Source organism: Dechloromonas denitrificans (assembly GCF_020510685.1).
In the GTDB taxonomy this organism is placed as follows: Bacteria; Pseudomonadota; Gammaproteobacteria; order Burkholderiales; family Rhodocyclaceae; genus Azonexus; species Azonexus denitrificans_A.
The window spans coordinates 3,622,290-3,635,047 of record NZ_CP075185.1; the positions used below are offsets into that span (position 1 = coordinate 3,622,290).

The following is a 12,758-nucleotide window of genomic DNA, read 5'->3' on the forward strand; positions in this document are numbered from 1 at the left end:
TTTCTCGCTTATTTCGCCGGTTGCAGCGCAGCCACGCCACGCGTCATGAGATCAAGGAAGCGGTCGAACAGGTAGGCCACATCGTGCGGACCGGGACTGCCTTCCGGGTGCCCCTGGAAGGAGAAGGCCGGGACGTCGGTGCGGGCAATGCCCTGCAGCGAGCCATCGAACAACGAGACATGAGTGACCCGCAGATTGTTCGGCAGCGTATCCTTATCGACGGCAAAACCGTGGTTCTGGCTGGTAATCAAAACCTGCCCGCTATCCAGATCCTTGACCGGATGATTGGCCCCGTGGTGACCGAATTTCATTTTCAGCGTCTTGGCGCCGGAGGCCAGTGCCAGCAACTGGTGACCGAGGCAGATACCGAAGGTCGGCACGCCCCGCTCAAGGAATTCGCGAATCGCCGCGATAGCGTAGTCGCATGGTTCCGGATCGCCGGGGCCGTTGGACAGGAAGACGCCATCCGGCTTCAGCGCGAGCACGTCGGCCGCCGGCGTTTGCGCCGGGACGACGGTCAGCTTGCAGCCGCGCTGGGCGAGCATGCGCAGGATGTTGGTCTTGACGCCAAAATCGTAGGCGACGACGTGGAAGCGGGCTTCCGGTCCGGCCTGGTAGCCGTTCAGCGTCCACTCGCCTTCGCGCCACGGGTAGCCATCCTTGGCGGAAACCACCTTGGCCAGATCCATACCGGCCAACCCAGGAAAAGCCCTGGCCGCAGCCAGCGCCTTGGCCTCATCGACTTCGCCGGCCAGCACACAGCCCGCCTGGGCGCCTTTTTCCCGCAGGATACGGGTCAATTTGCGCGTATCGATGCCGGCAATGGCCACGATGCCGTGCTTTTTGAGATAGGACGACAGATCGTCCTGCATGCGCCAGTTGGAAGCCCGCGGCGGCAGGTCGCGAATCACCAGTCCGGCAGCGTGATTGGCAGTGGATTCAAAGTCTTCCGCATTGCAACCGGTGTTGCCGATATGCGGGTAAGTCAGCGTGACGATCTGGCGGCAATAGGAAGGATCGGTGAGAATTTCCTGATAACCGGACATGGCAGTATTGAAAACCACCTCGCCGCTGGTAACACCATCTGCGCCGATTGATTCACCCTTGAATAGCGTTCCGTCGGCGAGGGCGAGAATGGCGGGTGTAAATGAGGGCAGCAACGACACGACCGGCTCTCCTAAAATTTCTAATTATTCATGTGCCAAGCGGGGAGGCTTGCGCCCCCCCGCTTGTGCTTTTTAACCTTTCTATTTTAGCCGAAAATAGCCTTTTCAGGCAAATTCAAGGGACTAGACGAGTCTCGACAAAGTGTTCGAGCGCCGGGCGAATCTGATTCATCTCCGCGACAAGTTCGCCATAGATTCGCCGACAACGCGCCCAGTCGACACTCTCCAGGGACATCGCGGCCTGTTCGATTTCCATCGCCTGGCGCCTGGCGTACTCGGCATGAAACATCGCCAGCAGGCTCTTCAGCGTATGCGCGTGCATCCGCAGCTCTTGCGGATCGCCAGCCTGCAGCGCCGTGTCCACCTGCCCCAGGTGTTCGTCCCACTCGGCGAGCAACATACCGGCCATCGTCGAGAACAGATCGAGATCGCCGATATCGTGAAGCGCTGCCTTCAGATCAAGATGCACCGCCGCTCTCGCCGGCGCAGCGACGTATTCCGGACGTTCGCCAGCTACCGACTGACCGCTCGCCCGGGCCAGCGCCGCAACGAGTTCGCCCGCGCGCAACGGCTTGGCGACGAAATCATTCATCCCGGCTTCCAGGCAGCGGTCCCGGTCACTGGCCATGACATTGGCCGTCATCGCGACGATGTAGGCCGGGCGATACTCATGGGAAGAGACCCAACTGCGTCGCATTTCCCGCGAGCGGATTGCTTCGGTTGCTTCAATGCCGCCCATCACCGGCATCTGCATATCCATCAGGATGACATCGAAATGCTTGCTGTCGAACAGCTCCAGCGCTTCCGCCCCGTTGTTGGCGAGCACGACATTGTGCGACTGGCGCTCTAGCAAACGCAGGGCAAGCTCCTGATTGACCGGATTATCCTCGACCAGCAGGATCTCGAGAATCGGCGCCGAGCCCGCTGAAATCAGGCCCAGATCGAGGGAAACCTCATCCAGGGTGAGCTGGCCGCGGCCCTCGGCCAAGGCCATGGCATCAGCCAGATCGCCCGCCCCGATCGGTTTGACGAGATGCGCCGAGACTTCGAGCTGGCGCAGACGTGCCAGATCAAGACGCTGATTTTCCGTCGTCAGCATGACCAGCAAGCGCTCGCTCCGTCCGGCATTTCGCCAGTGCTCGACCAGCGCGAAACCGGCCGGCGCATCCATATTGGCGTCGGCAAAAATATAGTCGTACGGAAAGTCGACGACACGGGTTCGCTCGATCGCCGCGATCGCCGCAGCACCGTCGGCCACCAGCGACACCTGCACGCCCAGGCGCTCAAGCTGTTCGACAAGACAGCGTCCGGCCGCCGCGTTGTCATCGACGACCACGGCGCGCCGGCCCTGATAGGCGGACGGCAACACCGCCGGCGGTCGCGTCTCGGCATCGGCACTGAAACGGACCGTGAAGGAAAAGGTCGAGCCGACGCCAGGCGTGCTTTCGAGCCAGATACGACCATCCATCAGCTGAACCAGGCGGGCACAGATTGCCAAACCAAGGCCGGTGCCGCCGAAACGGCGCGTGGTAGACACATCGGCCTGGGAAAAAGCCTCGAAAATAGCCTGTTGCTTATCCAGCGGCACGCCGATCCCGGTATCGCGGATCGCGAAGCGCAGAAAAAGGGACCCCTCGGTCGCCTGATCGATGCTCACCACCAGCGCCACCTCGCCGTGCTCGGTAAACTTGATGGCATTGCCGACCAGATTGATGATCACCTGACGCAGGCGCGTCGGATCGCCGACTACCCGGCCCGGCACATCCGGCCGCACGTCGGCGATCAGTTCCAGCCCCTTCTTGTGTGCGCTGACGGCGAGCACCCGCAAGGCTTCGAGGACCGTATCGTGAATCGAAAAGGCGAGCGACTCGAACCGCACCTTGCCGGCCTCGATCTTGGAAAAGTCGAGAATGTCATTGACGATGGTCAGCAGCGCTTCGGCCGAGGACTTGACGGTCTTCAGATAATGCCGCTGCTCGGCGTCAAGCTGCGTATCCAGGGCCAGCTCGGTCATGCCGATGATGCCGTTCATCGGCGTCCGTATTTCATGGCTCATATTGGCCAGAAAAGCACCGCGCGCCGTATTGGCGGCTTCGGCCGACTCCTTGGCGGCAATGAGCGCCGCTTCGGCCGCTTTGACATCGCTGATGTCGCGCTGCAAGACCAGCATCCGCGCCGGCTCACCATCGGCATCACGGGCCGCGACCGCCCCGCGCAACATGAACCAGCGCCACTGACCGTCGCGCGCCTTCAAGCGGCACTCGGCCTGAAAATAGCGTTCCTGGCTCTGCGCCTGGGCGGTCATTCTGGCCTGCAACGGACGCAGGTCATCGGGATGGATCAGGCGCTGCCATTGAGCAATCGAGTTGTCGAGCTCATCGGCACCATAACCGAGCATGCCTTTCCACTGGCGCCCCGACTCTATATTGCCGCTGCGCAGATTCCAGTCGGTCAATGCGTCGCCGGAAAGCATGCCTTGCCAGTTGCTCAGCCCGGCGTAAGCGCCATATGCCGAGTCGACCTGCTCGAGCAATTTGCTCAGCCCTTGGGCCAACCCGTGCTGCTGGGCGGCACGCGCCCCCTCGATCAACTGCCTTAGCTGCGGCTCGCCCTCACCACCGAAGATTTCCTGAAGCTGACGAGCCAACAGCCGTGATTTCATGGCCTCTAGCGCAAGCCGAGAACATCCTGCATGTCGAACAGACCGCTCTGACGACCGGCGATGAAACGGGCGGCCCGCAGGCTGCCTTGGGCATAGGGCAGGCGGCTGCTGGCCTTGTGGGTTACTTCGACACGTTCGCCGAGACCGCAGAACATCACCGTATGGTCACCGACGATATCGCCGCCACGCACCGTGGCGAAGCCGATGGTCGAGGGATCGCGCTCGCCAGTCACCCCTTCACGACCGTAGACGGCACAATCCTTCAGATCGCGCTCCAGCGCACTGGCCAGCACTTCGCCCATGCGCAAGGCGGTCCCCGACGGCGCATCGATCTTCATTCGATGGTGCGCCTCGACGATTTCGATGTCGTACCCCTGGTTGAGGATGCGGGCCGCCGTATCGAGCAGCTTGAATACCAGATTGACGCCAACCGCCATATTCGGGGCGAAAACGACGGGAATTTCCCGGGCCGCCGCAGCGATCGCTTCCTTGCCTTCAGGCTCGAAGCCGGTCGTCCCGATAATGATGCCGACCCCCGCCTGACGGCAAAGTTCGAGATGCACCAGCGTACCTTGCGGCCGCGTAAAGTCGATCAGACAGTCGACTTCCTTCAGGCCGGCCGCCACATCGTCGGTAACCAGGACATTGCAGTCCATCCCGACCAGTTCGCCGGCACTCCGGCCGACCATCGGGCTGCCCGGCTGATCGAATACCGCACCGAGCACGACCTGCTCATCCTTCAGGGTTGCTTCGATCAACATGCGGCCCATCCGGCCACCGGCTCCGACAATGCCAATACGCGTTGCACTCATTGCTTAAAACCCCAGACTATCCATCAAACGGCGGAAATAACTCGGCTCTTCACGCGGCGGCAACGGCTTGTCGGCGGCTTCTCCGGTCATTGACCCAAGATCGACCAGCCGGCTCGTCACTGCGGGGGTCGTCAAATCGGCCACATCGGCCACCGCGACATCGCCGCCGACCCGTTCCAGACGCCCGTCGGCATCGAAGAAAACGGCAAACTTGCGGGATTCGACGTTGCCGGTCCGACCGTCCCGATAGCGATAAACATAGTCCCAGCGCTGCTGGTGAAAAATATCGGTAATCAGCGGCGTGCCGAGCACAAATCGCACCTGGTCGCGCGTCTGGCCGGGCTTGAGCTGGGCGACCATTTCCTGATTCAGAACGTTGCCCTGCTGGACGTCGATCTTGTACTCGTTAATGAAGCTCGGCTTGTAGGAACAAGCAGCCAGCAAGGCGCAAAACGCGGCACAAAACAATAGGCGGGTACGGGGCATGCGGGATTCCGGAGTTTCTCAAACGACTTTGAAGCGGTATATCATACCCGAAATCCCCAATCGGCCTGCGCCACACACCCATGGAATTATCACGATGAGCGACCCCCAAAGTCTCAAGAATATGGGCCTGAAAGCCACCTTTCCGCGCCTGAAAATTCTTGAGCTTTTCGAGAAAAGCACCCTTCGGCACATGACGGCTGAAGACGTCTATCGCATGCTCATCGCGGAAAACATGGATATCGGCTTGGCCACGGTCTATCGGGTGCTGACCCAGTTCGAGCAGGCCGGCCTGCTCGAACGTCACTTCTTCGAATCGGGCAAGGCGGTCTTCGAAATCAATCACGGCAAGCATCACGATCACATCGTCTGTGTCGATTGCGGGCGGGTCGAGGAGTTTTACGATCCGGAAATCGAGAAGCGCCAGAACGCCGTTGCCGAAACGCGCGGCTTCGCCATCCAGGACCACGCGCTCTACCTCTACGCCCATTGCATCAAGACCGAATGCCCGCACCGCAGCAAGCCGGTCGACAAAATCTGAAGCGCTGATTCCCGATGACTACGTTTTCGTCTGCCGCGCTGGGGGCTTGGCTATCCTCGGCTGGTACCACTTTTTTGCTGATCGCGCTCGCCGAATTTGGCGACAAGAGCCAGCTGGTCTGCATGACACTGGCCGCCCGCCATCGCGGTCTGCCGGTGATACTCGGCGCCGTGGCCGCTTTTGCCTTTTTGAATGCGCTCGCCGTGCTGTTCGGCGCAGCGGTTGCCGCCTGGCTGCCCGAATGGGTGGTAACGGTCGCTGTCGCCGTACTGTTCACCGTTTTCGGGATCAGCGCGCTGCGCTACCGGGACGAGGATGAAGACGAGGATGTCGAGGAAAAGCCCGGGCACGGCGTGTTCGCCACCACTTTCCTGCTCATTTTCCTGGCCGAGTTCGGCGACAAGACACAAATCGCCGTCGCCGGCCTGGGCAGCACCAGCGAAGCCAACGCGGTGTGGACCGGCGCGACGCTGGCCCTGGCCTGCACCTCGATCCTCGGTGTTCTGGCCGGCCGGAAATTCCTGCACAAGCTGCCGCTGGTCTGGATCCACCGCATCAGCGGCGTGTTTTTCCTGGCGCTCGCCATCTACGCCATTTCCCGACTGTTTTAGAGAGGAGCGGCCGAGCCGCTCCTGAACCGTCGACTTTACCTAGCGTGCCTGCAGCGCCGGCTTTTTGCCTTTTTTGCCCGGCGCCGTCCCGTCGACTGAAGCATGCTTCGAGCGCAGCAACTCGCTGGCGTGCTGCAGCGTAATCTCGGTGATATCGACGCCACCCAGCATGCGCGCGATTTCCTGAACCCGGCCATCGTCGTCAAGAGGCTGGATGGCACTCAGCGTCACGCCATCGCGCGTCGCCTTGCTGACCTGCCACTGCCAGTCGGCCTGGGCCGCCACCTGCGGCAGATGGGTGACGCACAGCACCTGGCGCTCGCACCCCAGCTCGTTCAACAAACGCCCGACGATTTCGGCGACGCCGCCGCCGATGCCGACATCAACCTCATCGAAAATCAGCGTCGGCACGCTGGCCGAACGCGAGGTCAGCACCTGGATCGCCAGGCTGATCCGCGACAACTCGCCGCCCGAAGCAACCTTGGCCAGCGGCTTGGCTTCATTTCCGGCCAGCCCGCCGATGCGGAACTCGACCTGCTCCATGCCGTAGATGGCGCCGCTGTCGACTGGCACCAGCGCCACCTCGAAGCGCCCGGCCGACAGCGCCAGCTGATGCATCAGCTCACTGACCGCAGCGCCCATCGCTGCGGCAGTCTGCCGGCGCCCGGCCGACAACACGGCGGCCTTCGCCAGAAAATCCTCACGTGCCGCCCCCACCCGGAGGTCAAGCGCCGCCAGATCGGTCGAGGCGTCCAGTGCGGCGAGCCGTTGCTGCCAGCTTTCCAGCAAACCGGGCAAGGCTTCCGGCTGAACCCTGAACTTGCGCGCCGCACCGAGCACGTCTTCGATCCGGCGCTCGATTTCAAGCAAACGTGACGGATCGAGATCGGCACGATCGGCGTAGCGGCGCAGTGTCGATACCGCCTCCGACAACTCGGCCTGCACCGACTGGACCAGTCCGGCCACTTCCTGCAGGGCCGGATCGTATTCGGCCAGCGATGCCAGCCGTGAGGCAACGCTATCGATCTGCCGCTCGCAGGCCGCCTCGTTATCGGCCAGAACGGCCAGGGCGAATTGCGCCCCATCGATCAGGCTGGCGGCATGCCCGAGGCGACGATGCTCAAGTTCCAACCCTGCCCACTCGTCGCTCGAGAAAGCCAGGCTATCGAGTTCGCGCACCTGCCATTCGAGCTGTTCGCGCTCGCGGAGCAGCGCATCGGCCCCTTCTCTGGCCGCCCGCAGCAATTGCTCGGCGTCGCGCCAGGCGCGAAAAGCCACGCCCACCTCGCGGGCCTGCCCGGTCAGCCCGGCGTGGGCGTCGAGCAAGGTGCGCTGGGCATCGGCCCGGAGCAGCGACTGATGGGCGTGCTGGCCATGAATATCGACCAGCCATTCGCCGACCTCGCGCAATTGCTGAACCGTTGCCGGCGACCCGTTGATATAGGCCCGCGAGCGTCCGCCGGCATCGACGACCCGGCGCAACAGCAGTTCATCATCAGCATCGATATCGTTGGCCGACAGCCATGCCTTGACCTCCGGCAGGCCGGTCACTTCGAAGGTCGCGGCGACTTCCGCCTTGTCGCAGCCGGAACGGACGACGCCGGCGTCGGCTCGCTCGCCGAGGGTCAGGGCTAGCGCATCGATCAGGATCGACTTGCCGGCCCCGGTCTCTCCGGTCAAGGCACCAAAACCCGCCGAAAACTCGAGTTCCAGGCGGTCGACAATGACGAAATCGCGAATAGTCAGGTGGCGCAGCATCAGGGACCTTTGGGCCGTTCGCTCCAGTGCAGTTTCTGGCGCAACATGGTGAAATAACTGTACCCGGGCGGGTGCAGGAAACAGATGGCGTATTCGGAACGCCGCAGGCGGACGCAGTCGTCACGCGCCAGATCGAGCGTTACCTGGCCGTCGAAGTGCACCCGTGGGTCGTCGGCATTGGCGATGCGCAGTTCGATGTCGGCGCTGTCATTGACGATGATCGGCCGGTTGCTCAGGGCATGCGGGCAGAGCGGCACCAGCGCGATGCCGGTCAGCGTCGGGTGCAGGATCGGCCCGCCCGAGGACAGCGAATAGGCGGTCGAGCCGGTCGGTGTCGAGACGATCAGGCCGTCCGAGCGCAGGTTGTAGATGAACTCGCCGTCGATGAACAGTTCGAATTCGATCATCCGGCCGATCGCGCCCTTGTCGACAACCACGTCGTTGAGCGCCATGTTCGAGGCGATTTCCTTGCCGTCGCGAATCACCTCGGCGGCCAGCAGCATGCGATTTTCCGGCTTGAAGCGACCGTCGAGCAGATCGTTCATGCAGGTCAGCATGTCGTCGCGGGCAATATCGGTCATGAACCCCAGACGCCCCTGATTGACCCCGACCAGCGGCACGCAATAGCGGGCCAGACGGCGCGCCGCGTTGAGCATCGTGCCGTCGCCGCCGAGCACGATGGCCAGATCGGCGTGGGCGCCGATGTCGTTGAAGCCGCAGGTCACCCAGCGCGCCAGATCGACGATACGACCGATATGTTCCGCCGTCTCCCGCTCGATGAAGACCGAAATACCGCGCTCATGCAGATACTCGGCCAGTCGGCGCAGCGACTCGGCGATTTCCGGACTATGGTATTTGCCGACCAGCGCAATGGTCCGCGGCGAGCGGTAGGAAGCGAAGCCTCTTTTCATGGCCTGAATTCTTGCATAAAAAATGCGTTGTCGCGCCGCCCGTGGATTTTTGTACAATGCCCTGCCATGCTGGATGAACGCTCACGCACCCTTCTCAAAGCGCTGGTTGAACATTACATCGCGGATGGTCAACCGGTCGGTTCGCGTGCCCTGTCAAAGTTTTCCGGCCTCGATCTGTCGCCGGCCACCATCCGCAACGTCATGGCCGACCTCGAAGAAGCCGGCTTTGTCGCCAGCCCCCACACCTCGGCCGGCCGTGTGCCAACGGCCCGCGGTTACCGGCTGTTCGTGGACAGCCTGCTTACCGTGCAGACGCTGGAAGCCCGCCAGATGGGCGTCATGGAAGAAGCGCTGCAGGGTCGCCCGGCAAACCAGATTATCGCCAGCGCCTCGCAACTACTCTCCAGCCTGACCCACTTCGCCGGCGTCGTGATTGCCCCTAACCGGGCGAGCAGCCGCATCCGCCAGATCGAATTTCTCAGCCTGTCGGAAAAGCGCATCCTGCTGATCATCGTCACCACCGATGGCGACGTGCAGAACCGCATCCTGAATACCGAAAAAGCCTATTCGCCATCGGAGCTGGTGACCGCCGCCAACTACCTGACGCAGAATTTCGCCGGCCTCGATTTCGAGCAGATCCGCCATCGCCTGACCACCGAAATCCAGCAACTCCGCGAAGACATCAAGCCGCTCATGGCCCAGGCGCTCGAAGCCGGCGACGCCGCGCTTTCCGAGAATGCGATGCCCTACGTCATTTCCGGCGAAAGAAACCTGCTCGACGTCGAGGAACTGTCCTCGAACATGAAACGGCTGCGCGAGTTGTTCGACTTGTTCGAGCAACGCACCAGCCTGATGCGCCTGCTCGATGTCTCGAACCGCGCCGAAGGCGTGCAGATATTCATCGGCGGCGAATCGGGCATCGCCTCGCTCGACGAGTGCAGCGTGATCACCGCGCCTTATGCGGTCGACGGCCGGATCGTCGGCTCGGTCGGCGTCATCGGGCCGACCCGGATGGCTTACGAACGGGTCATTCCGATTGTCGACATCACCGCCCGTCTGCTCTCCAGCGCCCTCTCCTACAAAGACGAATAACCATGCCCCGTTATCTTCCGGAACCGCCCCACCGGCACGGCACCGCCGCGTCCACCGCCGTCGTTCTGGTCAATCTGGGCACGCCGGACGCGCCGACCGCTCCGGCGCTCAAACGCTATCTGAAGGAATTCCTTTCCGATCCGCGCGTCGTCGAGATTCCGAAGCCGATCTGGTGGCTGATCCTGAACGGCATCATCCTCAACATCCGGCCGAAAAAATCTGCCGCCAAATACGCCAGCGTCTGGCTGCCGGAGGGCTCGCCGCTGCGCGTCCACAGCGAGCGCCAGGCCAAGCTGCTCAAAGGCTTTCTCGGCGAGCGAGGGCATCATCTGACGGTCACTTCGGCGATGCGCTATGGCTCGCCGTCGATACGCAGCGTCCTCGCCCACCTGAAAGCCGAGGGCGCCAGTCGCATCCTGCTCGTCCCGATGTATCCGCAATACTCGGCGAGCACCACGGCCACGGTCATCGACGAAGCCGGCGACTGGCTGCGGCAGTTGCGCAACCAGCCGGAGATGCGCTTTGTCCGCAACTTCCACGACGACGCAAGCTACCTCGCGGCGCTCGAGAAATCGGTCCGCCGACACTGGCAGGAGCGCGGCGCGCTCGGCGCCGAGGATCGCCTGCTCATCAGTTTCCACGGCCTGCCCCGGCGCAGCCTCGAACTCGGCGACCCGTATTTCTGCGAATGCCACAAGACCGGTCGCCTGCTCGCCGAACGCCTTGGCCTGCGGCCCGAGCAATACCAGATCTGCTTCCAGTCGCGCTTCGGCAAGGCCGAGTGGCTGCAGCCCTACACCGCCCCGACGCTGCATGCATGGGGGCAGCAGGGGATCCGCCGCGTCGATGTGATCTGCCCGGGCTTTGTCGCCGATTGCCTGGAAACGCTCGAAGAAATCGCCCTCGAAGGTCGCGCCGACTTCGTCGCCGCCGGCGGCAAGGAATATCACTACATCCCGGCGCTCAACGAGGACGACGCGTGGATCAAGGCGCTGGCCGACCTGGTCGAGCGCCAGTTGGCCGGCTGGCCGACAAAGACGCCGGTCGATCCGCACGCCCAGGAAATCAGCGCCCGCGAAGCCATCAAGTTCGGCGCCCGGACTTGAAATATCGGCGGCCGGACAAATATCAGAACAATCTGATATTTGGAGTCTGCCATGAGCGATAGCCTGCACGTCGTCTGCCCGCATTGCGCAGCGGTCAACCGCCTTCCCGCCGCCCGTTTGAGCCAGCAGCCGACTTGCGGCCAATGCAAACAACCGCTCTTCGACGGCGAGCCGCTGGAGCTGAACGCTGCCACCTTCGATCGCCACATCGGGCGCAACGATCTGCCGGTCGTCGTCGACTTCTGGGCTCCGTGGTGCGGTCCGTGCCGGATGATGGCGCCCAATTTCCATCAGGCCGCGGTCGATCTCAAACCCCGCGCCCGCCTGGCCAAGCTCAACACTGAAGACGAGCAGCAACTGGCTGCCCGTTTCAACATTCGCAGCATTCCCACCCTGGCCATATTCAAGGGCGGGCGGGAAATCGCCCGGCAGAGCGGCGCACTCGACCTTGGCGCGCTGAAACGCTGGATAGAGCCGCACCTTTACAAAACTTAACTTTCCGGGCGGCCGGCCGTTAACAACGTGTCGAAACACGTTCTTTGGAGGCCCCCATGAAAATCGCCAGCGCCAACCTGCAAATGGCTTCAGCGCATACCAGCCTGCAGCGCCACGAGGTCAAGGAGTCTTTGAAAATGTGGGTCGGCCAGCGCCGTCCGGACTTTGCCGGGGATGGCGCCGCCGGACGGCGCCCCCAACTCGACTCGGTGACCCTGTCCGAAGCCGGCAAGGCCGCCCAATCGGCCGAAGCGACCAAGGATGCGCAGGATGCCGCGGTCGACAATGATCCGAAGATGATCTTGATCCGCTCGATGCTCGAGAAAATGCTCGGCCACAAAATCCACCTCTTCGATGCGGCCGAGTTGCAGGCGCGCATGGACCGGGTCGGCAGCGAAGCGAGCCAGGCAGCGACTCCTAGTCAACCGAGCGCAGCCGGTTTCGGGGTCGAGCACGACCGCCACGAGTCGTACACCGAAGCCGAACAAACCAGCTTTGCAGCGAGCGGCACCGTCAAGACGGCGGATGGCCGGGAGATCAGCTTCCAGCTCGAACTCTCGATGGCGCGTGCCTATTACGAAGAAAGCGACGTCAGCATTCGCCTCGGCGACGCGGCACGCAAGACCGATCCACTGGTTCTCAACTTTGCCGGCACGGCAGCCCAGCTGACCGACCAGCGCTTTGCCTTCGACCTGAACAGCGACGGTCGCGACGAGCAAATCAACTTTGTCGCGCCGGGCAGCGGCTTCCTCGCCTTCGATCGCAACCAGGACGGCAAGGTCAACAATGGCAGCGAACTGTTCGGGCCGGCGACCAACGACGGCTTTGCCGAACTGGCCGCACTCGACGACGACAAAAACGGCTGGATCGATGAAAACGATGCCGCTTTCAACAAACTGCAGGTTTGGACGCGCGACGCCAGCGGCAAAGACGAGCTCCAGTCGCTCACCGCGGCCGGAGTCGGCGCCATCGCGCTAAGCCGCATCGCGACGCCATTTGATCTGAAGACTAATGCCAATGAACTTCTCGGCCAGATCCGGACATCCGGGATTTTTTTGCAGGAAGATGGCGCGGCTGGCACAATCCAACAAATAGACCTGACCGCCTAATAGAATCGGCGG

12 protein-coding genes are annotated in these 12,758 nt (G+C 62.5%); 6 read left to right on the forward strand and 6 right to left on the reverse strand.

The window, feature by feature from the left end; genetic code table 11:
• Positions 1-8: 8 nt before the first annotated feature.
• From carA to KI611_RS17355, 4 genes are all read right to left on the reverse strand, one after another.
• A complete protein-coding gene (carA, locus tag KI611_RS17340) occupies positions 9-1,157 on the reverse strand; it encodes a glutamine-hydrolyzing carbamoyl-phosphate synthase small subunit (RefSeq protein WP_226419942.1) in 1,149 nt (382 codons plus the stop codon).
• 124 nt (positions 1,158-1,281) lie between these two features.
• On the reverse strand, positions 1,282-3,828 hold the full coding sequence (locus KI611_RS17345; RefSeq protein WP_226416901.1) for a response regulator: 2,547 nt from the start codon (positions 3,826-3,828) through the stop codon (positions 1,282-1,284).
• A 5-nt stretch (positions 3,829-3,833) separates the two neighbouring features.
• A complete protein-coding gene (gene dapB / locus KI611_RS17350; RefSeq protein ID WP_226416902.1) occupies positions 3,834-4,640 on the reverse strand; it encodes a 4-hydroxy-tetrahydrodipicolinate reductase in 807 nt (268 codons plus the stop codon).
• 3 nt (positions 4,641-4,643) lie between these two features.
• Positions 4,644-5,126: an outer membrane protein assembly factor BamE gene (locus tag KI611_RS17355; RefSeq protein WP_226416903.1), complete on the reverse strand. Its 483-nt coding sequence runs from the start codon at positions 5,124-5,126 to the stop codon at positions 4,644-4,646.
• A 94-nt stretch (positions 5,127-5,220) separates the two neighbouring features.
• Here KI611_RS17355 and fur point away from each other — a divergent pair, with 94 nt between their 5' ends.
• Together fur and KI611_RS17365 are read left to right on the forward strand one after the other, a co-directional pair.
• Positions 5,221-5,664, forward strand: a complete 444-nt coding sequence (gene fur / locus KI611_RS17360) for a ferric iron uptake transcriptional regulator (RefSeq protein WP_226416904.1) — start codon at positions 5,221-5,223, stop codon at positions 5,662-5,664.
• A 14-nt stretch (positions 5,665-5,678) separates the two neighbouring features.
• Positions 5,679-6,275 carry a TMEM165/GDT1 family protein gene (locus KI611_RS17365; RefSeq protein WP_226416905.1) on the forward strand — a complete coding sequence of 199 codons (597 nt, stop codon included), beginning with the start codon at positions 5,679-5,681 and terminating at the stop codon, positions 6,273-6,275.
• A gap of 39 nt (positions 6,276-6,314) precedes the next feature.
• Here the strand turns inward: KI611_RS17365 and recN are convergent, their stop codons facing one another.
• Together recN and KI611_RS17375 are read right to left on the reverse strand one after the other, a co-directional pair.
• Positions 6,315-8,033 (reverse strand): DNA repair protein RecN, encoded by a 1,719-nt coding sequence (gene recN / locus KI611_RS17370; protein WP_226416906.1) that lies wholly within the window; start codon positions 8,031-8,033, stop codon positions 6,315-6,317.
• Positions 8,033-8,944, reverse strand: a complete 912-nt coding sequence (locus KI611_RS17375; protein WP_226416907.1) for an NAD kinase — start codon at positions 8,942-8,944, stop codon at positions 8,033-8,035. Before KI611_RS17375 ends, recN begins: the two co-directional genes overlap by 1 nt.
• A gap of 66 nt (positions 8,945-9,010) precedes the next feature.
• On the opposite strand from KI611_RS17375, the gene hrcA reads away from it, so the two are divergent.
• Genes hrcA through KI611_RS17395 form a run of 4 tightly spaced genes read left to right on the forward strand, consistent with a single transcriptional unit; the run spans position 9,011 to position 12,746 of the window.
• Positions 9,011-10,036, forward strand: coding sequence for a heat-inducible transcriptional repressor HrcA (gene hrcA, locus KI611_RS17380; RefSeq protein WP_226416908.1), 1,026 nt, complete (start codon positions 9,011-9,013; stop codon positions 10,034-10,036).
• 2 nt (positions 10,037-10,038) lie between these two features.
• Positions 10,039-11,142, forward strand: coding sequence for a ferrochelatase (hemH, locus tag KI611_RS17385; RefSeq protein ID WP_226416909.1), 1,104 nt, complete (start codon positions 10,039-10,041; stop codon positions 11,140-11,142).
• A 51-nt stretch (positions 11,143-11,193) separates the two neighbouring features.
• On the forward strand, positions 11,194-11,637 hold the full coding sequence (gene trxC, locus KI611_RS17390) for a thioredoxin TrxC (protein ID WP_226416910.1): 444 nt from the start codon (positions 11,194-11,196) through the stop codon (positions 11,635-11,637).
• A gap of 56 nt (positions 11,638-11,693) precedes the next feature.
• On the forward strand, positions 11,694-12,746 hold the full coding sequence (locus KI611_RS17395) for a VCBS repeat-containing protein (RefSeq protein WP_226416911.1): 1,053 nt from the start codon (positions 11,694-11,696) through the stop codon (positions 12,744-12,746).
• Positions 12,747-12,758 lie beyond the last annotated feature (12 nt).

Bases quoted from the DNA above. Each gene is read 5' to 3' on its own strand.
- KI611_RS17345 (WP_226416901.1), bottom strand. From the start codon at position 3,828: ATGAAATCACGGCTGTTGGCTCGTCAGCTTCAGGAAATCTTCGGTGGT.
- dapB (WP_226416902.1), bottom strand. From the start codon at position 4,640: ATGAGTGCAACGCGTATTGGCATTGTCGGAGCCGGTGGCCGGATGGGC.
- KI611_RS17355 (WP_226416903.1), bottom strand. From the start codon at position 5,126: ATGCCCCGTACCCGCCTATTGTTTTGTGCCGCGTTTTGCGCCTTGCTG.
- fur (WP_226416904.1), top strand. From the start codon at position 5,221: ATGAGCGACCCCCAAAGTCTCAAGAATATGGGCCTGAAAGCCACCTTT.
- KI611_RS17365 (WP_226416905.1), top strand. From the start codon at position 5,679: ATGACTACGTTTTCGTCTGCCGCGCTGGGGGCTTGGCTATCCTCGGCT.
- recN (WP_226416906.1), bottom strand. From the start codon at position 8,033: ATGCTGCGCCACCTGACTATTCGCGATTTCGTCATTGTCGACCGCCTG.
- KI611_RS17375 (WP_226416907.1), bottom strand. From the start codon at position 8,944: ATGAAAAGAGGCTTCGCTTCCTACCGCTCGCCGCGGACCATTGCGCTG.
- hrcA (WP_226416908.1), top strand. From the start codon at position 9,011: ATGCTGGATGAACGCTCACGCACCCTTCTCAAAGCGCTGGTTGAACAT.
- hemH (WP_226416909.1), top strand. From the start codon at position 10,039: ATGCCCCGTTATCTTCCGGAACCGCCCCACCGGCACGGCACCGCCGCG.
- trxC (WP_226416910.1), top strand. From the start codon at position 11,194: ATGAGCGATAGCCTGCACGTCGTCTGCCCGCATTGCGCAGCGGTCAAC.
- KI611_RS17395 (WP_226416911.1), top strand. From the start codon at position 11,694: ATGAAAATCGCCAGCGCCAACCTGCAAATGGCTTCAGCGCATACCAGC.